At 65.3% G+C, this 23,919-nt stretch carries 22 protein-coding genes and 2 tRNA genes; 7 read left to right on the forward strand and 17 right to left on the reverse strand.

The features are described from left to right. Positions 1-4 precede the first annotated feature (4 nt). The 4 genes from V7082_RS07420 to V7082_RS07435 all read right to left on the reverse strand — a co-directional run bounded on the left by V7082_RS07420 (position 5) and on the right by V7082_RS07435 (position 2,143). Positions 5-328 carry a helix-turn-helix domain-containing protein gene (locus V7082_RS07420; protein WP_334147257.1) on the reverse strand — a complete coding sequence of 108 codons (324 nt, stop codon included), beginning with the start codon at positions 326-328 and terminating at the stop codon, positions 5-7. A 21-nt stretch (positions 329-349) separates the two neighbouring features. Next, a complete protein-coding gene (locus tag V7082_RS07425; RefSeq protein WP_334147259.1) occupies positions 350-658 on the reverse strand; it encodes a HigA family addiction module antitoxin in 309 nt (102 codons plus the stop codon). Between the two features lie 16 nt (positions 659-674). Further along, a complete protein-coding gene (locus V7082_RS07430) occupies positions 675-959 on the reverse strand; it encodes a type II toxin-antitoxin system RelE/ParE family toxin (protein ID WP_334147262.1) in 285 nt (94 codons plus the stop codon). Positions 960-1,204: 245 nt separating this feature from the next. After that, positions 1,205-2,143 (reverse strand): ArdC family protein, encoded by a 939-nt coding sequence (locus V7082_RS07435; RefSeq protein ID WP_334147264.1) that lies wholly within the window; start codon positions 2,141-2,143, stop codon positions 1,205-1,207. Between the two features lie 669 nt (positions 2,144-2,812). Between V7082_RS07435 and V7082_RS07440 the strand changes: the two genes are divergently transcribed. Continuing rightward, positions 2,813-2,995 carry a hypothetical protein gene (locus V7082_RS07440; protein ID WP_334147266.1) on the forward strand — a complete coding sequence of 61 codons (183 nt, stop codon included), beginning with the start codon at positions 2,813-2,815 and terminating at the stop codon, positions 2,993-2,995. A 48-nt stretch (positions 2,996-3,043) separates the two neighbouring features. On the opposite strand, the gene V7082_RS07445 is transcribed toward V7082_RS07440, so the two are convergent. The 4 genes from V7082_RS07445 to V7082_RS07460 all read right to left on the reverse strand — a co-directional run bounded on the left by V7082_RS07445 (position 3,044) and on the right by V7082_RS07460 (position 5,253). After that, complete coding sequence (locus V7082_RS07445; RefSeq protein ID WP_334147268.1) at positions 3,044-3,820, reverse strand: hypothetical protein; 777 nt, start codon at positions 3,818-3,820, stop codon at positions 3,044-3,046. A 145-nt stretch (positions 3,821-3,965) separates the two neighbouring features. After that, positions 3,966-4,196: a hypothetical protein gene (locus tag V7082_RS07450; RefSeq protein WP_334147270.1), complete on the reverse strand. Its 231-nt coding sequence runs from the start codon at positions 4,194-4,196 to the stop codon at positions 3,966-3,968. Further along, positions 4,196-4,564, reverse strand: coding sequence for a stability/partitioning determinant (locus V7082_RS07455; protein ID WP_334147272.1), 369 nt, complete (start codon positions 4,562-4,564; stop codon positions 4,196-4,198). Before V7082_RS07455 ends, V7082_RS07450 begins: the two co-directional genes overlap by 1 nt. Before the next feature lie 2 nt (positions 4,565-4,566). Continuing rightward, positions 4,567-5,253 carry a ParA family protein gene (locus tag V7082_RS07460; protein ID WP_334147274.1) on the reverse strand — a complete coding sequence of 229 codons (687 nt, stop codon included), beginning with the start codon at positions 5,251-5,253 and terminating at the stop codon, positions 4,567-4,569. A gap of 533 nt (positions 5,254-5,786) precedes the next feature. On the opposite strand from V7082_RS07460, the gene V7082_RS07465 reads away from it, so the two are divergent. After that, positions 5,787-6,467, forward strand: a complete 681-nt coding sequence (locus V7082_RS07465; protein ID WP_334147275.1) for a helix-turn-helix domain-containing protein — start codon at positions 5,787-5,789, stop codon at positions 6,465-6,467. Positions 6,468-6,676: 209 nt separating this feature from the next. Here the strand turns inward: V7082_RS07465 and V7082_RS07470 are convergent, their stop codons facing one another. Next, a complete protein-coding gene (locus V7082_RS07470; protein WP_334147276.1) occupies positions 6,677-7,516 on the reverse strand; it encodes an N-acyl homoserine lactonase family protein in 840 nt (279 codons plus the stop codon). A gap of 52 nt (positions 7,517-7,568) precedes the next feature. On the opposite strand from V7082_RS07470, the gene V7082_RS07475 reads away from it, so the two are divergent. Continuing rightward, on the forward strand, positions 7,569-8,213 hold the full coding sequence (locus V7082_RS07475) for a TetR/AcrR family transcriptional regulator (RefSeq protein ID WP_334147277.1): 645 nt from the start codon (positions 7,569-7,571) through the stop codon (positions 8,211-8,213). 110 nt (positions 8,214-8,323) lie between these two features. Here V7082_RS07475 and V7082_RS07480 read toward each other — a convergent pair whose 3' ends face one another. Further along, positions 8,324-8,971 carry a DNA methyltransferase gene (locus V7082_RS07480; protein ID WP_334147278.1) on the reverse strand — a complete coding sequence of 216 codons (648 nt, stop codon included), beginning with the start codon at positions 8,969-8,971 and terminating at the stop codon, positions 8,324-8,326. A 265-nt stretch (positions 8,972-9,236) separates the two neighbouring features. On the opposite strand from V7082_RS07480, the gene V7082_RS07485 reads away from it, so the two are divergent. Beyond that, positions 9,237-9,461, forward strand: a complete 225-nt coding sequence (locus V7082_RS07485; protein ID WP_334147280.1) for a hypothetical protein — start codon at positions 9,237-9,239, stop codon at positions 9,459-9,461. After that, positions 9,458-11,101, forward strand: coding sequence for a recombinase family protein (locus V7082_RS07490; RefSeq protein WP_334147282.1), 1,644 nt, complete (start codon positions 9,458-9,460; stop codon positions 11,099-11,101). Before V7082_RS07485 ends, V7082_RS07490 begins: the two co-directional genes overlap by 4 nt. Here V7082_RS07490 and V7082_RS07495 read toward each other — a convergent pair. Next, positions 11,072-11,148 (reverse strand) — tRNA-Arg (locus V7082_RS07495). The genes V7082_RS07490 and V7082_RS07495 overlap by 30 nt on opposite strands. Before the next feature lie 240 nt (positions 11,149-11,388). On the opposite strand from V7082_RS07495, the gene polA reads away from it, so the two are divergent. Next, positions 11,389-14,436 (forward strand): DNA polymerase I, encoded by a 3,048-nt coding sequence (gene polA, locus V7082_RS07500; protein ID WP_334147284.1) that lies wholly within the window; start codon positions 11,389-11,391, stop codon positions 14,434-14,436. Positions 14,437-14,514: 78 nt separating this feature from the next. Here the strand turns inward: polA and V7082_RS07505 are convergent, their stop codons facing one another. The 6 genes from V7082_RS07505 to trxA all read right to left on the reverse strand — a co-directional run bounded on the left by V7082_RS07505 (position 14,515) and on the right by trxA (position 23,419). Continuing rightward, a complete protein-coding gene (locus V7082_RS07505; RefSeq protein WP_334147286.1) occupies positions 14,515-17,280 on the reverse strand; it encodes a [protein-PII] uridylyltransferase in 2,766 nt (921 codons plus the stop codon). A 163-nt stretch (positions 17,281-17,443) separates the two neighbouring features. Beyond that, entirely contained in the window at positions 17,444-20,290 is a 2,847-nt protein-coding gene (gene mutS, locus V7082_RS07510) for a DNA mismatch repair protein MutS (protein ID WP_334147288.1), read from the reverse strand. 115 nt (positions 20,291-20,405) lie between these two features. Next, a complete protein-coding gene (locus V7082_RS07515) occupies positions 20,406-21,416 on the reverse strand; it encodes a GNAT family N-acetyltransferase (RefSeq protein ID WP_334147290.1) in 1,011 nt (336 codons plus the stop codon). 109 nt (positions 21,417-21,525) lie between these two features. Continuing rightward, the gene (locus V7082_RS07520) at positions 21,526-21,753 is read right to left on the reverse strand and encodes a Trm112 family protein (RefSeq protein ID WP_334147291.1); all 228 of its coding nucleotides are present in this window, start codon (positions 21,751-21,753) and stop codon (positions 21,526-21,528) included. 11 nt (positions 21,754-21,764) lie between these two features. Beyond that, a complete protein-coding gene (locus V7082_RS07525; protein WP_334147292.1) occupies positions 21,765-22,442 on the reverse strand; it encodes an LON peptidase substrate-binding domain-containing protein in 678 nt (225 codons plus the stop codon). 65 nt (positions 22,443-22,507) lie between these two features. Next, complete coding sequence (trxA, locus tag V7082_RS07530; RefSeq protein WP_334147294.1) at positions 22,508-23,419, reverse strand: thioredoxin; 912 nt, start codon at positions 23,417-23,419, stop codon at positions 22,508-22,510. 271 nt (positions 23,420-23,690) lie between these two features. On the opposite strand from trxA, the gene V7082_RS07535 reads away from it, so the two are divergent. Further along, positions 23,691-23,765: transfer RNA gene (locus V7082_RS07535), tRNA-Gly, on the forward strand. The last annotated feature ends 154 nt before the right edge of the window (positions 23,766-23,919 follow it).

The raw sequence follows: 23,919 nt of genomic DNA on the forward strand, positions 1-23,919 counted from the left end.
GGGACTACCGACCCGCCGGAGAGGAGCCGGATGTGTCCGGCTCGAAACTGATCCGCAGCCGCGACTTGGTGGCCTTGGCGAAGCGTTGCAGCGTGCGGGTCGAAGGCATGACGCGCCCGCTCTCCAGACGCGCCACTACCGCCTGCGTCGTCCCCATCGCCTGCGCCACTTCCTCCTGGGTCATATCGGCTTCGCCGCGCGCGCGAATCAGCGCGGACGCAAGCGCGAACTCTTCCTCAAGGGCGTCATAGGCGGCGACATATTTGGGGTCCTTCCGCCATTCGTCGAAGGCTTCCTCGACCGGAATAAACTTGCGCTTGCGGCTCATTGCACCTCCTTCGCCCGGCGCTTATGGGTTCTGCGGGGCGCCGACTGCGTTGCCCCGCACCGGCAGCTTGGCGATCTCCTTGCCGGCTTTCTGCTCGGCAAGGCGGATATCATAGGCGCTCTGGAGGTTGAGCCAAAACTGCGCCGAGGTGCCGAACCAATGGCCGAGCCGCAGGGCGGTGTCGCCTGTAATACCACGCCGGCCATGAATGATCTGCGTAACCCGGTTGGTGGGCACGTTGATCTGGCGCGACAACTCAGTCGGTGTCACGCCGATCTCCAGCAGTTCGTCGGCGAGGATTTCGCCGGGATGGATGGGTGGCCGTGCCATAACTTTCTCCTGTCTCCTAATGATAATCCACAATCTCAACATTCGACGGCCCGGCCGCGCCTTTCGGCCACTCGAAGCAAATCCGCCATTGGCTGTTGATACGGATGCTGAGCTGGCCGCGCCGATCGCCACGCAGCGCCTCAAGGCGATTGCTCGGCAAGGCCCGCAAGTCGTCCAGGCTCGACGCGGCATCGAGAATTTCGAGGCGCTTCCACGCCTGCCTGTCGAAGCTCTGAAACTCCCGGACAAGCGTGCCATCAGCAAAGGCTTGGGTTCGTTTGTCGCGATAGCTCAGGATCATGTCTCAGAATAGCCGAAAATGATGATTTACGTCAACCGTAAATGTGACAGCCGGGAGGCTGACGGCATTATGAAAATAAGCCCGTTTCCTGCCTGCCCGCGCGGAGCGCCCGCCGCCCGGACGTGGCCGGGCGGCCGTTTTTTTTTCGCTTGCCGCCGGCCTGACCGGCGCGCAGGATTGCTCCTGCTAGTCCTCTGGCAAGCGCCGCCCGTCATCCCATACGGGCGGCGCGTTCGCTCATGCCGCTATGCGGCCTCCCTTCCCTCTTCCTGCGCTAAAGCTCCGGGCAACACGTCCGCCTTCGGCTGCAATCCGGCGAGGAAATCGGCGGCGCGCTGCGCATGGGCGGCGGCGGCGAAGATCGCCCGCTTGTTGTCCTTCAACGCCTTGAGCCACGAACCGATATAGGCTGCGTGTTCCTCGCGGGGCTGCGGAGTCAATGCGAGGTCGGCGCAGACGAACGCCGCGCCCAGCTCGGCAACAAGCTCTTCCATCGCATAACCTTCATCGCCGAACCGCTTGCGGCCGAAATCCCGGTCCAGTCGCTTCGGGTGTTTCGTCCAGTGGCAAAGCTCGTGCGCCAGGGTTGCGTAAAACGCCTCCGGCTCTCTGAACGAAACAAGCGGCGGCATCTGCACATGGTCGTCGGCCATGCGGTAGAAAGCCCGGTTGCCGCCCTCCACGATGGTCGCACCGGTTGCGGCAAAGAAAGCCTCCGCCGTCTCGACGCGCTGGACGGGATCGAGCGCCGGGGCCTGTGCGGCGTAGAAGTGCGCCGGCAGCCCGTCCACCTGCTCGGCGTTGAACACGGTGTATCCCTTCATAAAAGGAATTTCCCGGTCCACGTCCTCGCAGGTCGCCTCGTCCTGCTCGGTGCGGGTGATGGTGTTGGCATAGACGACAAGATTGCCCTTCTCACCTTTCCTTACCTGCGCACCAAGCTCCTGCGCCTGTTTGTAGGTCAGCCACAGCGGGGCGGCATAGCCGCGCTCGGTCGCCGCTGCCCAAAGCATCAGAACATTGATGCCGCGATACAGGATGCCGTTTGCGCGCAAGGGCCGCGTGATGCGTCCTGCGGCATGTTCGGCGTTCCACGGTTTGAGCCATGGGCGGATGCCCTTCTCAAGCTCGCTTACGATGGTGTCGGTGACACGTTGATAGATGTCCTTACGATCTTCACTCATGGCTTTCTTCCTTGCTTAGTCGGTCGCGCATGCGACCGAGCTAGGCGAGCGCCAATGAGCGGGGGTTCCGGCGGTCAGGGCCGCCGCCGGGGAAAGGGGGATCACCCGTCTTGCAGAGCGCGAAGCGAACGAAAGACGGGGAACGCCCCGGCGGCGTCCGCAAGGCGGATTGCAAAGCCTTGACCGCCGTGGGGCCGCAGGCCCCTCTCCTTTTTGGAAGACGCGGGCAACGCCCGCAGGGGCCGCAGGCCCCTACTTCACTGATTGAAAGCGCCGGCATCGCCGGCTCCGCGCTGTTCTCGCGCGAAGGATGAAAACCGTTACGGCGGAGACGACCGCACCGGGCGAAGCCTGACAGCCTGACCGCAACGCGGTCGCGCCCGTTCCCTATCGCTGCCTTGTCTTGTTCGACGAAGATCAGACCTGCTTCACGAGTCCCTGTTGGAAGACCGTTTTACAGCCGGGCTTTTCTGCCAGTCGGAATGTGAATGTGCATCGGTCTGTCCTCCACACGCGCAAGCGCAAATTCCCGTATCCCCAACCTTCACTGCGTTGCAGGCCGGGTGATGCCCCTCGGTTTTTGTCGCCTTGCGCGCCGTCCATCCCGACGCGGGGAGGCATTCACAAGGCTGGCAATCAAGCCGGCCGCAAAACCAACGGGAGACACTCATGAACCGCTTACTGACCATCGCCGAGCTGCAACAGCGCAACGCTTCGGAACTGCGCGCCCTGTTCCATCGGGCCAGCCAGACACTGGCCCGCACCAAGGCCGGCACACCGGAGCGCCGCAATGGCCTCGCCTCGCTCGAAAACATCCAGCGGGCGATGACGATGGGAGCACCGGGCATTTAGCCCGGCGCCTTTCCTGGCCCTGGCCGAGAGGCGTTGGTTGGCTGCGCGCTATTCTATCTCGGCCGGCGCATAGCGGCAGCCGCCTGCAAACAACGGGCAATAGGCCTGTGGTCGAGCCATGAAGGAAAACACAATGCGGGGATCGATGCGCCGGGCGTTGTAGAGGACCGGAACCTCTGCGATCCTGGGATCGATGAGGGTCGCGGCGGCGAAGTACGGTACGAACATGTCGGTATAGTGGTCGAACCCGCAATCGTCTTGCGAACGGCACGGCGTGAAGGTTTCCCGTACAGGATGCGCAAGCAAATCGGCAACGCCGGCGCGCCTGCCATCCGCGAAAACCCAAAAGACGTTGGCGTCGGGGTCCTGGATCGTCCAGCGTCCGTCCGCGGGATTTAGAATCTCAAGGAATGTGTGGCTCTCCACCGTGCTCATACCGGGCTGTACGACGACGAAGCGGGAATCAATGCCGGCCGCGCGCAGCAGGTGGTAGGTTACAGCGCTGCGAGAAGCGCATTCCATATGCGGCCTGTCATGCGCTGTCTTTCGAGGAGGGATGGCGTCGGCATGGCGAGCCATCATCGTCATCAACGTCGGCACGTTGTGCCAGTATGAATAAAACTCTTCGTCGATCTGGTGGACTGAATGCCGGTTGACGAAGCCGCGGATGGCATCGGCCCTGTGCAGGACGTTGGCATCTGCCGGGATGTTTATCCGCTTCAGCAGAGCCTCGCTCTGTTTGAGAATGGTGGCGTCGGCGTGACTGCCTGCCGGCGGCACGGCGTATGGCCACCAGGACACAGCGGCTAATGCGCTGGTGGTCACAAGGGCGGCAAAAGTCGTGAATAAAAATAACCGTAAACTTACTATCATGCGCACGGAGAACGAAATTAGTGAAAGCGGACAAACTCGCCGAGATCCTACCAGATAAGAAAGGAGTTTCCTCGCAAATAGTGGATGCATTAGCCAGTTAATCCTTGATAATTTGGACGCGGGAATAGCGATCGTCGCTGCGCTTGCGGTAATCCGCAACCGTGGCCGTGGCCTCCCGCAACGTGCTGAAGCCGAGCGCGTTGCCGCGCGTTACATTCCACCAATAATCGGCGTCGATCTTCGATAGATAGAGGATGTGCGGCTGATAGTTGGACGGGTCCAGCGTACTCTGGGTGTCCGATGTTTCGACCTTCATGATGCGAAACATTAACCGTGCCTGCCCTGCGCGTATTCTTTCTCCAGAAGCGTCACGGCATGTTCGAGTGTTTCGCCAAGGCCCCAGCCTTGCCTGTCGGCGAGGGCGCAGAACGCATCAACGGTTTCTTGGCGAACCTTCAGGTTCAACTGAACGCTGCGGCCGGTGCGGCGGCCGCGCATAACTTGCTGCCGCTCGTTTGCTTTCGGTTTAACGGGAGGTTTGGGCTCGCGACTGCGGAACCCGGCTGCGGCGGCGGCCTCAGAGGTTTCCATCTTTTGCGGCTTGTCGTTGGCGCGAGCGGCGCGGGGCAACCAGTCATCGGGTTTGAAGTCATCGAGTTCATCGGCGAAGCCGAGATCGGCGCGTTCCTGTGTCATGTTTACGCCGCTTCCGCGGCTGTCGCCGGCCGCTTGAGCATGGCGAGCACTTCTCCGGCAAATGCCCGCGCGTTCTCGGATGCCTTGTCGACATTGCTGACCCTGTCTGCCGGAAGCTCTCCGAGCAGTCCGCCGAAGTCGAAGATATCGCGGTAGGCTGCGCGTTCGACGATCGAGGTGGTGAGCACGTTGATGCCGGCCTTGTCGAGTTGATCGCGCACGTTCCGCAACGCTCGCGACGTCACGGCTGCGCTCGTGCGCGTCAGCAGGATGCTGTGCGGGATCGTGCGCCGCCCCATGCGTTCCTGATTGCGGATGAGCTTGATGGTCTTGGCCGCCCCTTTCGCATCCATCGACGCGCCCTGGGTCGGAATGAGGACGAGATCGGACATGCCGATGGCATTGGCCACCATGAGGCTCGCCGTGCCTTCGAGATCGACGATGACAAACTGGGATGTCTGTGCTGCGCTCTCGATGTGATCGACAATCGTATCCTCGGTCACGTCCGCCAGGATCTCGATATGCGGCGGCTTTCCGGGCAGCTTAGCCCACTGCGAGATCCAGCGCTCCGGGTCGGCGTCGATGATGGTGACGCGGGCTCCCTTGGCGGCAAGTTCTCCGGCTAGCAGCAGCGCAGATGTTGTTTTGCCGGCTCCTCCTTTGGGATTGGCAAATGAAATAACGGGCATACACACTCACTTTGCAATCGGGTTAAATAAAATACTCTTCTCGGGAATAATATCAGACGACTATTGGATACCAAAAGGATATCTGTTCGCCGTCCAAAAGCTATCGGCTAGCCGTCTCGTCGCTATCTGGTAGCGATCGGATAGCCTCCTATCGGATAGCTATCCGATACCAGGACCCACGCCCGAGTTTGATTTATTTCTGCGATATGGGAATCGATCGGTCTGCGCACCATCGCAGGTAGACGGGCGCGCAGCGGGCCGAAAATGCAGAACTGACTTGATATGAGCGCACGCATTGCGGACAATCTCATGTAGCCCGACTCGGGCTGCCAGAGTGTTTCCACCGGACAATGGAGTTTATTGTGCTGTAACAAAAAGAAAACCCGCCGAAGCGGGTGCATTTAAATCGAAGGTATTTGTCTCTGAACAATTCAAATATCCCAAAATAAAACCACCGACGCAAGTAATTTCTGCGACGACTTCGTGCGCCCTTATTTTCTGCGGGTTTTCTCCATGCCAAGAGGAGAAAACCAATGACTATGCAAAATGACCCCGCCGCCGCTTTCATCGAATCGGCGCGCAAGCTCCGGGGGCGAGTCGGGGAGCGCCGTTCCGGCGACGACTTCGCGCCGAGCGAGCGCAGCCAGCGTGCGCTCGCGACCTGCCACCGCTTCAAGGCCGAACGCCGGCCCAGGGCGTGGCGCGCGACCAACGGTTACGTGCCGGAACTGGCGGCGCGCATCGAGGACGATCCGAATCTTTGCGACGGCGCGCGGCGCTGCGTGCGCAAGATCGCGGAGGCGACCTACCGGCAGAACCGGGAGGGGCGGGTGCTGGCGGTGACAGTCACATACCTCGCCAAAGCGCTCGGCCGTTGCCGCCGATCGGTGCAACGCTATCTCCGCCAGCTGGAGGAGGCGGGCTATATCGCGGTCGATGTGGTCACGGGGAAGCGGACGCGCCTGTGCATCGGCCTCGCGGTGCGGCTGCTGGAGCCAGCTTTTCCGCGTCACCACAAGGCGCGCTGGCCCGGAGCCCTTGCAAATCCAGGGGCGACACGAGAGTCACGGAATCAGAGTCCAAGGATTAAAGGGATAGAGGAAGGAAACCGAATCCCGATCCTGAACTGGGCGGCCCGGTCGATGAATGGCGTCTTCGACGCCTTTATGACAACAAACCCGTTCGCCGGACAGCCTTCCCTCGCACTCGCGTAAGAAAGCTGCGTCACCGTCGATGTCGATTCCTGCCCGATCGCGGGCCGGAGAGTGCGCTATTGCCTTCAGGGGGTGGTTCGCCGAGGACAGCGCGCAAAACGCACCACCGATGAACGTCGGACAAGGCGCGCCCATGCCGTCAGCCGCCGGGCCGCGATCCCATGATAGGCAGGAGCTAGCTCTGTCCGCTCTTTGCCCTAGGCGGACGTTCAAGCAAGGACCAAGCGCTTGGCGAGCCGGGCGGGACCGTCCGGATCGTGCGCAGGCAGGATGATGGTCGGTTCCTTTGCCGCGAACGCCTTGATGGCGCGTAGCGTCGCGATCGAACGCTCAGGATCGTTCGTCACGCCGTCAGCCTTTTCCGCCCGCAGATTGCCTTCCGAATAGGTCGCATCGCCTGCCAGGAAATATGTAACGTCCTCGCCTCTGACGACGACGGACATATGCCCTTCGCTGTGGCCGGGCGTCGGCACCATGAAGATGCGGCCATCCTTCGTTATGGGATGGATAAGCGGGAACGGTCCGTCCGCGTGCGTCTCGGGTACGATCAGGTCGGGCTTAAACCAGATCGGCCAGCGCTGCGGCAGGCAGCCCATCATCTTGCCCTTGAGACCGACCGATGCCTCGTAGCTCTCGCGCGGTGCGATGATCCGGTTGTGCGGGAAATGATCGAGCCCGCCGGTGTGGTCATGATGGAAGTGGGTGAGGATGACAGCCGCAACGTCCCGCGCGGGATCGATGTCCATAGCGGCAAGCCGCGTACCGATCTCCTCGAGCGGCGCCACCTTGATCTGAACCTGCTTGGTGAAGAATGGATTCCACCACGGTAGATAGCCGGGCACCGAGTTGCGCCATGTGTCGCCGGTATCGACGATGAACTTCCCCTCCGGATGCTCGATCAGGAACGACAGGATTGGCAACGGATCGACCCAGTGATTGTCACGGAAGATATCGATCTTGCGGCCGACGCCGCTGCGACCATCCCGCCCCGCCATCTGAGCCGTCTTCATCCGAGCCTTGCCTGTTTCGATGGGAACTACGCGGATCACAATCGCCTCCATATCTAGAGCGAGCGCTCGTTCTAAATAAATGCGACGCGGGATGGTTGTCAAGAGCGAGCGCTCGTTCTATATCCATGGCATGGCAAAACTATCAGAAGAACAGAAGCTTGCGCGCCGCTTGCAGATTCTGAATGCGGGGTGGCGGTGCTTCGACCGCAACGGCCTGCATGCCACGCGGATGGACGACATCATCGCCGAGGCTGGGTTGTCGGCGGGGGCGGTCTACTCGTACTTCAAGAACAAGGACGACTTGGTCCAAGCGGCCCTGATCACGTCCATGACGGGGCTCGCGGAGCGGCTACGGCCGATACTGGAGAGCGACGATCCTGCGCCACCGGCCGTGCTGCTAGAGAACATTGCCGCTGCCATCGAGGCGTTCACCAAGCGCGACGGCTTCGATCTCAAACGCCTTGCCCTACTTGGCTGGGCAGAGAGCCAGCGCGATGAGAAGCTCAAGGGGATCATGCAAGCGTTCTACGAGGCGTTCCTCGCCCAGCTCGCCGGATGCGTCGCGCGATGGAAGGCGGCGGGGCTCGTTGATGGGGCAACGGAAACGGAGCCGCTGGCGAGGGCGCTTCTTGCTCTGCTGCTTGGATACACCGTCCAGGCGGCAGTCGTTGGCGGTATGAGCCCCGGCATCTTCCGACAAGGGGTAGAGACACTCACTGCTCCTCGCGCCGGCTGAGCAATAATTTCCGCCTGAAGTCTGCCCCCGAAGCCGAAGTTCAAACTGAGGCACGACCGAGGTTCGGACTAGTCGGGGCCAGAACGCTCCCTCGGCCAAAGGCGGCCGCGTCATGCCGCCAGCCTCCGGGCGGCGATGCCGTGATAGGTGTGGTCCAGCTCTATCCCAAGGTAGTCGCAATTTGCGTCGCAAGCTGCAACGAGCGTCGAGCCGGAGCCGCAGAACGGGTCGAGCACCAGCCCGCCTTCCGGGCAGAATGCCTCGATCAGCGGTGTCAACGCCGCTACGGGTTTCTGTGTCGGGTGCAGCCGGTTGCCGCTGTAGGGGAAGTCGATCACGTCGGCCGGCGGGTTGTCGGGGAGCACCGGGCGGCCCTTGGCCAGCACGTAGGCGGATTCGTGCGTGTAGCTCACGAACCGCGCCCGCGAGGCGTAGCCCTTGCGGAACACAATGTGGCCGACAATGCGGAACCCCGCCGCGCGCCAGGCGCTGATGAAGCGGTCGGTCTGCGTCCAGCCGTAGAAGCTCACACACAGGCTGTCGTTCTTGAGCACGCGGTACATCTCGCGAGCGGCCGGTGCCAGCCAGGCGGCGTTGTCGTCATTGGCGATGCTGCGCCCGTCGCGGGATTTGTAGCGAACGAGATAGGGCGGGTCGGTCAGGATGAAATCCACGCTGCCGGCCGGCATCTGGCGCATCACCTCGATGCAGTCGCCCTGCTGGATCGAATTACGGAGCGGGTGGGTCGTTACGGTCATGGCGTCCTCCTTGCCTGTTGCGGTTGATGCCGCGTGACAGGGCGGGCCGGGGCAGCCGGACGCGCACCGCTTGAGGGGAATGGTCAACACGGGAGCCAGAGACGAAGGAGCGGGCAGGCCATTGCGCGTGCGGCGCGGCGCGCCAGAACAGCGGGTCAATGAGACCGCAAGGGAAGGGGGGCGGCTATGGCCGGGCTATCCGGCACAGCCATTCTGACCAGTTTGTGCGCACTACAGGTCGGGCGGCTGGTGCGATCACGGCGCGATGAAAACCGTCGATCCCAGGACCGCCCGGCCCGCACCCGCAAAGTCATTCGACTTTGTGGTCACGGACGATCTTGCGGGCCTGCCGGTTACGGAGGCCGAACTCGACGCGATCGAAGCTTTCCTGTCGTCCGCGCTGCGCGATTTGTTCGCGACGGACTCGCAGACGCCGCAAAACCATGCTGAACGTAAGGACATTCCGAACCGCCGGGGGGCCAAACAATGAAACCTGCCGCACCTGCCCAACAGCCCGCCACCGGGCGCGCCGCGCTCTATCTGCGCGTGTCCACCGGCCGTCAGGCGGAAAGCGATCTGTCCATCCCCGACCAGCGCCGTCAGGGCATCGCGTTCTGCAAGGCGCGGGGCTGGGACGTCGTGGCCGAGTTTGTCGATGCGGGCCTGTCGGGGACCAACGACAACCGGCCGGAGTTTCAGCGTCTACTTGACCTGGCGACGAACGGCGCGCCGCCGTTCGATGTCGTGGTCGTGCATTCCTTCAGCCGCTTCGCGCGCGATGCCTTCTTGCATGAGATGCACCTGCGCCGCCTCGCCAAGGCCGGCGTGCGTCTGGTGTCGATGACGCAGGAGCTGGGCGATGATCCGATGAGCGTGATGATCCGGCAGATCTTCGCGCTGTTCGACGAATACCAGTCGAAAGAAACCCGCAAGCACGTCCAGCGCTCCATGAACGAGAACGCCCGGCAGGGTTTCTGGAACGGGGCGGCCGCGCCCTTTGGCTACAAGGTCGTCGCCGCCGAGCAGCGCGGCGCGAAGACCAAGAAGAAGCTCGCCATCGACCCGGTCGAGGCCGAGACCGTGCGCCTCATGTTCCGGCTTCTGACGGAAGGGGACGGCACCACGGGGCCGATGGGCGTCAAGGCGACCGCGTGCTGGCTGAATGAGCGCGGCTATCGCACGCGCGGCGGTGCGCGTTGGGGCATCGGCCCGCTCTATGGCCTTATCTCCAACACGGTCTACAAGGGGCAGGCCGTCTTCAACCGCATGGATTCCAAGACGCGGCAGCGCAAGCCGGAGTCCGAGCACATCATCGTGGCGGTTGATCCGATCATCGACCCGGCTGTCTTCGATGCGCTCCAGACCCAGCTCAAGGACCGCAACCCGCGCGTGATGCCGCCGCGCGTCGTCACCGGGCCGATCCTGCTGACCGGCATCGCGACCTGCGCCAGCTGCGGGGGCGGGATGACGCTGCGCACCGGCAAGTCGGGGCGCTATCGCTACTATGTCTGCGCGGCGGCCGCGCAGAAGGGCAAGACCGCGTGTCCCGGCCGTTCCGTGCCGATGGACCGGCTCGACAATGCCGTCATGGACCGCGTTGCGGACGAGCTGCTGATGCCCGGCCGCGTGGCGGACATGCTGCGTGGCCTCATGGACCGGCAGACCAAAAGGGATGAGGATTACGGTAACCGGCTCACCGCGCTGAGGGGCGTGCTCGCCGAGGCCGAAGGGCGTCTCGGGCGCCTTTATCAGGCGATTGAAAGCGGTGTGGCCGACTTAAGCGACGGCACGCTGAAAGACCGTATTGGGGCGGTGAAAACCGAACGCGACATTGCGCAGGCCGCCTTCGACCGCGCGGTTGCCGAAATGCGCCCGGAGGCGCGCATCACGGAAGAACGGATCGCCGCCTTCGTCGGCACGATGCGCGAGAACGTGCTGTCGGGCGATACGCCCTTCCGCCGCGCCTGGCTGCGCGCCGTCATCGACGGGGTGGAGGTTGACGACCGGGAAATCCGCATTCACGGCCGCAAGACCGTGCTGGAGCGCCTTGTGATGGCGGGCGGCGCTGCTCCGGCAGGAGTGCCCAGTTTTGTTCGCAAATGGCGCACCCGACAGGATTCGAACCTGTGACCTCTGCCTTCGGAGGGCAGCACTCTATCCAGCTGAGCTACGGGTGCAGTCCAAGAGCGGCCCGGATAAATGTATCCGAATGCGGCCGGAGGCCCCTGATAGCGCATTCGGTCACTCCGGGCAAATGTTGCCTCCGAGGGGCGTGGCCACACAGACGCTCGCCCCGACGCGCATAGCGAGGCGGGACCGACGCGGCCGGGACGCGCACATGCCTGTCCCTTCCTTCGCTTGAATTGCGCGTGTCAGGGGGCTGACCTGGCAGCCCGCGCCCCCTATATTGCGCGCCCATGAGCGAGATTTCCTCTCAAAATGCCGCCCGGCCCGCCCCCATCTGCTCCATCCCCGACGGCGAGCCGGTGCCGATCGTCAAGGGCAGCCACGTCTACCTCATCGATGGATCAGGCTACATCTTCCGCGCCTTCCACGCCCTGCCCCCGCTCACGCGCCCGTCCGACGGGCTGCCGGTCGGCGCCGTGCACGGCTTCTGCGCCATGCTGTGGAAGCTCCTGGTCGAGACCAAGGCGTCGGAGGCGCCGACCCACATCGCCGTCGTGTTCGATGCGTCGGAGAAGACGTTCCGCAACGCGATCTACCAGGACTACAAGGCACACCGTCCGCCGGCGCCGGAAGAGCTGGTCCCACAGTTTCCTCTGATCCGCGAGGCCGTGCGCGCCTTCAACGTCGCCTGCCTCGAGCAGCTCGGCTACGAGGCCGACGACCTGATCGCGACCTATGCCAGAGAGGTGGTGGACGCGGGCGGCGACGTCACCATCGTCTCGTCCGACAAGGACCTGATGCAGCTCGTCCGGCCAGGCGTCCTCATGTGGGATGGCATGAAGAACAAGAAGATCGGACGCGACGAGGTGTTCGAGAAGTTCGGCGTCGCGCCCGAGAAGGTGATCGACGTGCAGGCGCTCGCGGGCGATTCCACCGACAACGTGCCGGGCGTTCCGGGCATCGGCGTCAAGACGGCGGCCGAGCTGATCACGAACTATGGCGACCTCGAGTCACTGCTCGCGGCGGCGGGCTCGATCAAGCAACCGAAACGGCGCGAGAAGCTGATCGAATTCGCCGAGCAGGCCCGCATTTCGCGCGAGCTGGTCACGCTCAAGGACGACGTACCGGTCGAGGTCTCCGCCGACCGCCTCGGCGTGCAGGATCCCAACGCCGAGATGCTCCTCGGCTTCCTGCGCAAGATGGAATTCACGACGCTGACGAAGCGGATCTCGGAAAAGCTCGGCGTCGAGGCGCCGGCTGCGGCGGCGACTCCTCCTTCTCCTCCCCCCTTGAGGGGAGGGGGGGAACCCGCAGCGGCCGGCGTTGGGAGTTCCCCCACCCCTCACCCCTCCCCACAAGGGGGAGGGGAAAGAGAGCGTGCTCCGGCGGATACTCAGGGGCCGGGCACGCCTGCGGCCGGGGCAGCGATCTTCTCGGCGCAACTTGCCAAGGTGCCGTTCGACCGGGCGGCCTACGAAACCGTGCTCAGCCTCGACCGGCTGGCGTGGTGGATCGCGGCTGCCCGCGAAGCGGGCCGGCTCGCGTTCGACACCGAGACGACGGCGCTCGACTGCATGACCTGCGATCTCGTCGGATTCTCGATGGCGGTGGCGCCCGGCAAGGCGTGCTACGTGCCGATCGGGCATCGGCCGGCCGAGGGCGGCTTCGATTTCGGCGACGGCAACGCGCTGCCGCAGGCGCCGTTCCGCGAGACGCTCGCGCTCATGAAGCCGCTGCTCGAGGACGCCTCGCTGCTCAAGATCGGGCACAACATCAAGTTCGACATGCTCGTGCTCAAGCGCTACGGCATCACGCTCGCGCCGATCGACGACACCATGCTGATCTCCTACGTGCTGGACGGCGGGCGGTGGGCGCACGGCATGGATACGCTCGCGGAGCGCCATCTCGGTCACACGTGCATCCCGTTCGACAAAGTGCTGGAGCTGGCGCCCGGCAAGAAGGGCGAGAAGAACTTCGCGCAAGTGCCGATCGAGAAGGCCGCAGAGTACGCCGCCGAGGACGCGGACGTGACGCTGCGGCTCTGGCATGCGCTGAAGCCGCGGCTTGCCGCCGAGCGGCTGACCGCTGCTTACGAGACGCTCGAGCGTCCGCTGGTGCCGGTCATCGTCGACATGGAGCACGCCGGCATCCTGGTCGACAAGAGCGTGCTGTCGAAGCTGTCGTCGGCGTTCGCGCAGTCGCTGACTCGCCTCGAGGAGGAGATCAACGGGCTCGTCGGACACAAGTTCAACCTCGGCTCGCCGAAGCAGCTCGGCGAGCTGCTGTTCGACCGGCTGAGGCTGCCCGGCGGCAAGCGCACCAAGAGCGGACAGTGGGAGACGCGCGCGGGGCTGCTCGACGACCTCGCCGCCAACGAGGACGTGCCCGAAAGCGCGCGCGGACTGATCAACAAGATGCTCGAATGGCGGCAGCTCTCGAAGCTGCTCTCGACCTATACGGACGCGCTGCCCGCCTTCATCCACGGCGAGACGGGACGCATCCACACGAGCTATGCGCTGGCGTCGACGACGACGGGGCGGCTTGCGTCCTACGATCCCAACCTGCAGAACATCCCGATCCGCACCAAGGAAGGACGCGCGATCCGTACCGCGTTCATCGCGGAGAAGGGCAACGTGCTTGTCTCGGCGGACTATTCGCAGATCGAATTGCGCGTGCTTGCGCACATCGCCGACATTCCCCAGCTCAAGCGCGCCTTTGCGGACGGCCTCGACATTCATGCCATGACTGCGTCGGAAATGTTCGGCGTGCCGGTGCGCGACATGCCGCCCGACGTGCGGCGGCGCGCGAAAGCGATCAACTTCGGCATCATCTACGGCATCTCGGCGTTCGGTCTCGCCAACCAGCTCGGCATCTCGCGCGAGGAGGCGGGCGCCTACATCAAAACCTATTTCGAACGCTTCCCCGGCATCCGCGACTACATGGACGCGACGAAGAAGCGCGCGCACGAGACGGGCTATGTGGAGACGATCTTCGGGCGGCGCATCCATTACCCCGAGATCAACACCAAGAACCCGGGCGTGCGCGGCAACCTCGAGCGCGCGGCGATCAACGCACCGATCCAGGGCAGCGCGGCCGACATCCTGAGGCGCGCCATGGTGCGCATGGGGCCGGCGCTTCGCGATGCGAAGCTCGACACGGCACGCATGCTGCTCCAGGTGCATGACGAACTGGTGTTCGAGGTGTCGGAGCGGGAGGCTGAGACGCTGATCGCCGTGGCCAAGGACGTGATGGAAGGCGCCGCGATGCCGGCCGTCGAATTCTCAGTGCCGATCCATGTGGACGCGAAGGCGGCGGCAAACTGGGAAGCGGCGCATTAGCCGTTGTGCTGCGACGAGCGCCTCCGTGAATCCGTCATCCCGGCAAAGACCGGGATGACGTTGGTGGCAGTCGTCGTTCTAGCTTGCTGATTCTGGTCCTTCCAAAATCTTCGTCAGGCGCTCCCTGATGGCGTCCTGGCGCACCTCGTTCTCGATCTTTTTGTTGGTCAGGTCCGTGACGTAGAACACGTCCAGGGCCTTCTCGCCGAACGTCGCGATGTGGGCGGAGGCGATATCGAGGGAAAGGTCGGAGAGCGCGGTGGTCAGCTCATAGAGGAGGCCCGTGCGGTCGCGGCCGGCAACCTCGATCACCGTGAACACGTCGGAAAGCGCGTTGTTGACGTAAACCTCCGGCTCCACGGTGAATGCCTCCACGCGCGGCGGGGTGGGACGGCGGTTGGACAGAAGGGCCGTCACCCAGGTCTCGCCGCGCAAGAGCCGCGCGATGGTCTCCTCGATGCGGCGCGCGCGGCGCAGCTCGTCCTCGTCCTCGCCGGTGCCGCGTGCGAGCACGAACGTGTCGAGCGCATAGCCGTCGCGCGTCGTCGTCACGTGCGCGCCCGAGATGTTGGCGCCGTTGGCTGCGCAGGCGCCGGCGAAGTTGGCGAGCAGGCGCGGATGGTTCGGGGCGAACAGCGTCAGCTCCGTGATGGCGGTGAAGGCATCGGTCTTGCATTCGGCCGCGAAGGACCGGCCCTCGGCTTCGGCGCGGCGCAGCAATCGGGCGTGCTCGATCTGGCGTTTCGGATCCGTACGCAGCCAGTAGTCGGGATAATGGCGGCCGATGAAACGCTCGACGTCGTCTGTCGGCCAATCCGAGAGTGCGGCGCGCAGCTCGGACTGGGCGTTGGCCACGAGCTTGTCGCGCGGGGTCTGGGTATGGCCGCCCGAGAGGAGCGGCTCCGTCTCGGCATAGAGCGTGCGCAGAAGCTGGCCCTTCCAGCCGTTCCACACGCCCGGGCCCACGGCGCGGATGTCGGCGACCGTCAGCAGCAGCAGGAGCTTCAGCCGCTCCGGGCTCTGCACGATGTCGGCGAAATCGCGCACGGTCTTCGGATCTCCGAGGTCGCGGCTCTGGGCGATGTTGCTCATCGTCAGATGCTGCTCGATAAGCCAGACAACCGTATCCGTCTCGGCAGCCGTGAGGCCGAGGCGCGGGCAGAGCCTCCTCGCAATCCCCGCGCCCACGATCGAATGATCCTCGATGTGGCCTTTGCCGGTGTCGTGCAGGAACGCGGCGACGAACAGCACGCGGCGGTTCTGGATGGTCTTGATGATCTCGGTCGAAAGGGGAAGGTCATCCGACGACCCGCCGCGCTCGACGTCGGTCAGCATGCCGACCGTGCGGATCAGGTGCTCGTCCACCGTGAAATGGTGGTACATATTGAACTGCATCATCGCGACGACATGACCGAACTCGGGAATGAACCGGCCGAGCACGCCGGCATCGTTCATGCGCCGGAGCGTCGCCTCGGGGTTCACGTGTCCGGTGAGCAGCTTCAGGAAGATGCGGTTGGCTTCGGGATCGTTGCGCAGCCTATCGTCGATCAGCCGGTGCGAATGACGAAGCTGGCGGATCGCGTTCGGGTGGAGAAACGTGCCGGTGTTCTCCGCCTGGGCGAAAAAGCGGATAAGATTGACCGGATCGCGCTTGAAGACATCGGGATCGGCGATGTTCATGCGGCCGTTGTCGATGCGGAAGTCGGTCTTCTCGCGGATCTGCCGGCGTGTCATCCATGACAGCGGGTTGAAAAAACCTTCGCGGAGGGGCGAGCTCTTCAACTGCTGGATCTCGAGCGCGGAGCAGAGGATGGTCGTCAGATCGCCCACGTCCTTGGCGATCAGGAAGTAGTGCTTCATGAAGCGCTCGACGGCGCGCAGGCCGTCCTTGTCGCGATAGCCGAGCTTCTCGGCCAGCACGGGCTGGATGTCGAAAGAGATCAGCTCCTCGGCCCGTCCGGTGTAGAAGTGCAGGAAGCAGCGGACCGTCCAGAGGAAGTTCTCGCACCTCCTGAAGGTCGCCGCCTCCTCCTTGGTGAAGATGCCCTGGCCGACGGTCTCCGGCCCAACCTCGTGCCCGAGCAGATACTTCGAGAGCCAGTGCAGGGTGTGAAGGTCGCGCAGGCCGCCCTTGCCGTCCTTGATGTTCGGCTCGACGCGGTAGCGGCTTTCGCCGGCGCGGCGATGGCGCTCGCTGCGCTCGGCCATCTTGGCATCGATGAAGGCACGCTCTGAGCCGCGGATCACCTCGTCGCGGAAGCGCTGCTCGAGCTCGCCGTAGAGCCGCGTGTCGCCGTGCACCAGCCACATGTCGATCAGCGACGTGCGGATCGTCAGGTCCTCGCGCGCGAGCTTCACGCACTGATCGACCGTGCGCGTCGCGTGGCCGACCTTGAAGCCCAGGTCCCACAGCAGATAGAGCATGTATTCGGCGACACTCTCGCCCCACGGCGTCTGCTTGTAGGGAAGCAGGAACAGCAGGTCGATGTCGGAGCCGGGAGCCAGCATCTCGCGCCCGTAGCCGCCGGTCGCGACGATCGCCATGCGCTCGGCTTCGGACGGGTTGGTGGCGCGGTAGACATGCGCAACCGTGTAGTCGTGGAGCAGGCGGACCAGCTCATCCTGGAATCGTGCAAGCCCCGTGGCGCAGCGGCGGCCGTTGCCGTCCGCCTCGAGCTGGAGACGGGCCGTTCCGCGCGCCGCTTTCACGAGCGTCTTCAGGCGTTCGACGATGGCCGGGCGCGCCTCGGCGGCATCGCCGTGCGCCTTGAACAGCGCCGTCAGGGTCTCGCGCTGCTCCTCAGGATCGAAATAGGACGCCGGCGGGAAGGTTGGTTTGTCCATTGGACGATCTTGGATCATTCGCTCTCTTGAAGCGCGGTTATTTCTATTCGAACGGAACCCGCGCTGTCTCACTCCTCTCGACGAGACCCCTTGCGTCAGGCTTCGGGCGGATCACGTCCGAGGCGATCATGGTCCAGGCTCGCGTCCTTTCGAAGAAAAACCGTCACGGGCCGTCCTCGCCCGCGCGAATCCGCTTCAGGCGATAGAGCGTCTCGAGGGCCGCCTTGGGCGACAGCTCGTCGGGATTGATGGCGTCGAGCGCCGTTTCCACCGGGGCCGGGCCCCGCGGCGCCGGGGAGCCGGCTGGCCGGGCGGCCGCGAACAGCGGCAGCTCCTCGAGCGGTCCGTTGCCCTGGCCGCGACGGCGGTCCGCTTTCTCGAGCAGGGTGAGCACCTCGCGGGCGCGCGCGATAACGGGCTCCGGAAGGCCAGCGAGCTTTGCGACCTGGATGCCGTAGGACCGGTCCGCCGCACCCGCTTTGACGCGGTGCAGAAAGACGATCTCGTCGTGCCACTCCTTGACGTCCATGGTGACGCTGGCGACCGACGCCAGGCGGCCGGCGAGCGCCGTCAGCTCGTGATAATGCGTGGCGAACAGAACCCGCACCTTGCTCTCCTCGTGCAGGTATTCGACGGCGGCCCAGGCGATGGAGAGGCCGTCGAACGTCGCCGTGCCGCGCCCGATCTCGTCGAGGATCACGAGCGAGCGGGCCGTGGCCTGGTTCAGGATGGCCGCCGTCTCGACCATCTCGACCATGAACGTCGAACGGCCGCGCGCGAGATCGTCGGCGGCGCCGACGCGGCTGAAGAGCCGGTCGACGACGCCGATACGGGCCTCCGCCGCCGGCACGAACGAGCCCATCTGGGCGAGGATGGCGATCAGCGCGTTCTGGCGCAGGAACGTCGATTTGCCGGCCATGTTGGGGCCGGTGACGAGCCAGATGCGGGCGTCCGGCATCTCGTCGAAGCCCGGCGGGCGCTCCACGCCGCCGCGGCCGAGCACGCAATCGTTGGCGACGAAAGGGCCGGCGCGGGCGCGCTGCAGCGCCTGCTCGACGACGGGGTGGCGGCCGCCGCGGATCTCGAAGGCATCGCTGGCGTCGATCACGGGGCGCACGTAGCGCTCATGATGGGCGAGGTCGGCAAGCGCTGCCGTATGGTCGAGCTCGGCCAACGCCGCGGCCACGTCGGAGAGGGTGCGCTCCTCGCCGGCGACGGCGGCCGCGAGCTCGGCAAAGATCTCCTGCTCGATGGCGAGCGCGCGGTCGGCGGCGGAGGCGATGCGGCCTTCGATCTCCGCCAGCTCGGCCGTCGTGAAGCGCATGGCGTTGGCCATGCTCTGGCGATGACGGAACGTTTCGGCGAGCGGCGGCTCGGTCAGCGGCCTGGCGTTCGTCTGCGTCACCTCGATAAAGTAGCCGAGGATGTTGTTGTGGCGCACCTTGAGCGTGCGGATGCCGGTCAGCTCGACGTAGCGACCCTCGAGCTCAGCCATCACGCGGCGGCTGTCGTCGCGCAGCGCGACGGCCTCATCGAGGGCCGCCCGGTAGTCTTTCCGCACGAAGCCGCCGTCGCGCTTCAGATGCGGCGGATCGTCGACGAGGGCGGCCGTCAGCATCCTGAGCAACTCCGCGCCTTGCCCCTCGATGCGGGCCAGGAGACGTGCGATCTCGTCGGGCAGGCCGATGCCGCCCTGGCGCCCCCTGAGATGGCGCGCGGCCTCGCCGGCCGCCGCCAGCCCGAGCGCAATGCTCTGCAAGTCGCGCGGGCCGCCGCGGCCGAAGGCGAGCCGCGAGACGGCGCGCGCCAGATCCGGTGCGCCTTTCAGCGTTTCGCGGATGGCGTCGCGCAGCGGCGCCTCGCCGACCAGAAACGCCACCGCATCGAGGCGGCCTTCGATGGCGCGAACGTCGGTGAGCGGGGTCGCAAGGCGGGCGGCGAGCTCTCGGGCGCCGGCGCCCGTTACCGTGCGGTCGATGGCGTCGAGCAGGCTTCCGGACTTCTCGCCCGAGGTGGCGCGGACCAGCTCGAGGCTGGCGCGGCTCGCCGCGTCGATGACGAGGGTCTCCTCGCGCCCGAGGCGGCGCGGGGCGCGCACCACCGGCTTCTTGCCGATCTGGGTGAGGTCGACATAGCGGAGCAGGGCGCCGATCGCGGCCAGCTCCGCGCGGCTGAAGGCGCCGAAGGCGCCGAGGTCGGCGACACCGAGACGCGCCTTCAGCTCGCGCTCGCCCGCGAGACTGTCGAAGGACGCGGCCGGAACCGGCGTCGCGGCCGCGCCTGCGCGCCCGATCCAGGCTTTCAATTCGCCGTCCGCGAGCAGCGCGTCGGCGACGATGACCTCGCTCGCGCCAAGCCGCACGAACTCGCCGGGGAGATCGCGCCCCAGCGCCTCGCCGACCTCGCACTCGCCCGTCGAGATGTCGAGGGAGGCAAGGGCAACGGTCGCATCCGAGCCGACGAGGGGGGCGTCCGGTCCGCTTGGCGCCCCGCCCGGCGCGCGGAAGAGGGCCGTCAGATAGTTGCGGGTCCGGGCATCGAGCAGCGTTTCCTCGGTCAGCGTGCCCGGCGTGACGAGGCGCACGACATCGCGGCGGACGACGGCCTTCGCGCCGCGCTTGCGCGCCTCGGCGGGGTCTTCCAACTGCTCGCAGACCGCGACGCGATAGCCTTGCCGGATGAGGCGCTGCAGGTATTCGTCGGCGCGGTGGACCGGCACCCCGCACATGGGGATGTCCTGCCCCTGGTGCTTACCGCGCTTGGTGAGCACGATACCGAGGGCCTGGGACGCGACCACGGCATCGTCGAAGAAGAGCTCGTAGAAGTCGCCCATCCGGTACCAGAGGATGCTGTCCGGGTTGGCGGTCTTGATCTCGAGGAACTGGGCCATGGAGGGCGTCGCCTCGCCGACGGCCAAGGGCGACGGCTGTGTCGCGCCAGCGGATGGCGCCGCCTTGGCCGCCTCCGGGCGTGCTGCTTCTTCGTCCCGATGCCGTCCTGGCCTCGCCATGCGTCGCCGGCTCCCTCTGGTCCCGGCCAACGGATAGCCGGTCGGCTGCGGGATTGGAAACCCCGCGGCGAGCGGGCCGACGGATTTAGATGGGGAAGCGCGTTTACCGGACCGCCTAAACCTCGACGGAGATGCGGCTTTTCAACTCGTCCGGCGTGCCGAAATGGCCGAAATAGCGCGGGTCGATGTTCTCGACCGGCAGCACGATCAGGACATCGGTGGTGCCGAACTGGCGATCGATGACCGCCCCGTCACCGACGAAGGCGCCGAGCCGCAGGTAGCCCTTGATCAGGGGGGGAAGGGCCTTGAGCGCCGCCTTGGTGTCGATCGCGTGGCGCGGGATGCGATCCATCGGCACGTAGAGGTGGTCCCGCGCGCGGCAACGCCACTCGGGCGGCGCAAGCGCATGATGGTGGAGGAAGCTCAGGGCCATGGCGTGGGCCTCGGGGTCGGTGCCCTCGAAGCTCGCGCAGCCGATCATGACGTCGACCTTGTGCTCGCGCACATAGGTCCAGAGCCCGTGCCAGAGCAGCTCGACCGATCGCTTGGTCCGGTAGGGCCGGAGCACGCACGAGCGGCCGAGCTCCATGAACCGATAGCGCGGCGACCTGGCTGCGATCAGCGCCGCGATGTCGTACTCGCCTGCCGTGTAGAAGCCGAGGCTACGCTCGGCAATGTCCTGACGCAGCAAGCGATAGGTGCCCACAACGTGGGGCCGTCGGGTCCGCGCCCAGGCGTCGGCCTGCGCGCGGGCTTCCGCGCTACGGTCCTCGACGAGCAGATGGTCGCAGATGGCATCGTAGGGATCCTGATCGAGGCGGCGCATGCCGGCGATCATGCTCGGCGTCGCGCTCATCTCCTCGTAGAAGACCTCGTAGCGCAGCCGCTGGGCGCGCAGGATGTCCTTGCGTCCCTGGGCGAGGCGCACCTCGAGATCTCCGATGCGTCCGTAGACTTTCGGCGGGAGCTTACGAGCGAAGGTCAAGCCCCTGGTGCGCGCCTTTTCGTTTAGCGTGCGAAACGTCAGGAGGCCGCGCGGGGCCGCGCTGAACACCGGGCTTTCTTGCCATCGCCCGGCGAGCCGCCTTGCGAGGCCGCGCTCCTTGGATTGGCGTGCGATGCTCATGGGAGTCCGTCCGGTGACGCCGACCAACGATGTCGGTCAGTCCTGCATTCGAGCCTAAATTCGCGTTTCGGCCCCTCGTCACGCAATCAATCATTATTCGGAGACAATTTTACGACGAGGGCGCGGGCGGCGGCTCGTCGAGAGACCGGGCTGCCTCGACCGTCATCAGCGGCACGCCGTTCCGGATCGGGAACGCCAGATGGGCCTTGGGGCTCACAAGCTCGCGGGCCGCCCGGTCATACGTCAACGGACCTTTCGTGACCGGACAAACCAGGAGCTCGAGCAATTTGGGATCCGGCTCCTCCGGAGGGGTTATGCTGGATCTCTCCTCGGCCATCTCTCGCCTCCTCACTGCAGCGTGCCGCCCGAGCCGCCGCGCGTCGCGCTCTCCATCTCGGCGAGCGCCACCAGGACCTCGGCGCGCGTCTTGAGATCGGCCGCCTCGAGCAGCGCCTGTTTTTCCTCCGGCCCGTAAGGCGCCATCACGCAGAGCGCGTTGACGAGGAACTCGCTCGGCGCACGGTCGATCACGGACCAGTCGGTCTTGAGGTTGTTGTCCTCGAGATAGGCGCGCAAGGCGCTGACCAGGCGCGCCCGATCCACCTGGTCCTCGCCGAGACCTCGCGTCAGGTCGCCGGCGAAGCGGTCGTAGCTCACGGTGGCCGTGCGATAGGGCCGCCCGGTCTCGGCCTCGCCCACGATCTCGAACCGCGAGACGCCGGTGACGGCGATGGCGAGACGGCCGTCGTCCAGCTCCTGATAGCTCGTCACGCGGCCGGCACCGCCGATGCGACGCAACGGCACGTCCTTGCCCGGCGGGCTTTCGTCGTCGTCGCCTCCTGCCGGCTGCACAATGCCGAGCATGCGCGCGCCCCCCATGACATCGTCGATCATCTCGAGATAGCGCGGCTCGAAGATGTGGAGGGGCAGCGTGGAGCGCGGCAGCAGGATCGCGCCCCTGAGCGGGAACAGCGGAAGGCGCGGCGGAAGATCGGCAGGGCGCCGGTACTGATCGGCAAAGGCCACGTCTGTCTCCCTCTCGAGACTGGTGCGTGATGCGGCGCGGCCCGTGCGGTCGCGCGAGATCCCGGCTAGCTGAACAGAATTGACGACAGGCGGCGACGGCCATCCAGCGTGCAGTCGTCCTTGGGACCCCAGGCATCGAAGAGCTGGACGAGTTGCTTGCGGGCCGCCTGATCGTTCCAGTTGCGGTCGCGCCGGACGAGATCCAGAAGGTGATCGAGCGCCTCGGCCTTCTTGCCGCGCGCGGCGAGCGCGACGGCGAGATCGAGCCGCGTCTGATGGTCGGCCGGATCGGCCGCGAGGCGCTGCTCCAGCTCGGCGCTGTTATCGGACTTCCCGGCGAGCTTGGCGAGCTCAAGGGCCGCCCGCACGCTTTGCACCGGCGCGCTCGACTGCTTGTCGGGCGGGACGAGCGCCAGCGTCTGCTCGGCGCGGGCCGCGTCCCCGCTGATCAGATAGCAGCGCGCGAGCCCGGCGAGAGCCTGCGGGTTCTGCTGGTCCTCCTGAAGGACGGCGGCGAAGGCTTCGGCGGCACCCTGCAGGTCGCCTTCCTCCAGCGCGGCCTCGGCCGCTTCGAGGACGCCCGCGAGATCGGCTTCCGCATCCTCACCCAGGAGGCGGTCGATGAAGGCGCGCACCTGGCTTTCGGGCTGGGCCCCCATGAAGCCGTCGAGTGGGCGCCCGTCGCGGAAGGCATAGACCGTCGGCAGCGACTGGATGCGCAACTGGCCGGCGATGGCCGGGTGCTCGTCGGTGTTGATCTTCACGAGCCTCACCTTGCCGCCGTAGCTCGCCACGACCTTCTCGAGGATCGGCGTCAGCTGCTTGCAGGGTCCGCACCAGGCGGCCCAGAAATCCACCAGAACGAGCGCCTGCCGGGACACCTCGATGACATCCTTGGCAAAGCCTGCCGAGGTCCCGTCCTTGATGAGGCCCTGTGCGGCCGAAGCCCCCTCGGGCTTCAATCCTCCCAAATCCATCGCGTCACTCCTCAAGGTCCCTATCCGAATCTTCGCAGCCGCACCGCAGGCTGGCAATATGGTGGGGGTCGGCAAATTTTGCGAGCCCCGTCAGAGGCTCCCGCTCTCGCGGCCCGCACCGGCGTGGGGCGCCTTCCCCCTCGTCCCGGCACTCTGCGCCACATTCGACGCCAGCAACAGTTCCTGCCGGAAGACGCTTGCAAAGGGGCGACGGTTGAGCAATAAAGCGCGGCGCGCCGTCATGCGGCGCGTCGATACCCTATTTTCGGACGCGGGCGTAGCTCAGGGGTAGAGCATCACGTTGCCAACGTGAGGGTCGTGAGTTCGAATCTCATCGCCCGCTCCAATTCTCGATCTTTCATCGGATGTTCGATGTCCGGCCGGCAGTCTTGTGCTGCAGGCCGTGTGCGCTCGCGTCGATATCCCGTCCCTCATGAGCTCATGATCTAGGCTCCGTACTCAATTAGGATTCCGCGATCGAGCAAATCGTGATTCAAGCT

It is taken from the genome of Hyphomicrobium sp., from assembly GCF_036833075.1.
Lineage (GTDB): Bacteria > Pseudomonadota > Alphaproteobacteria > Rhizobiales > Hyphomicrobiaceae > Hyphomicrobium_C.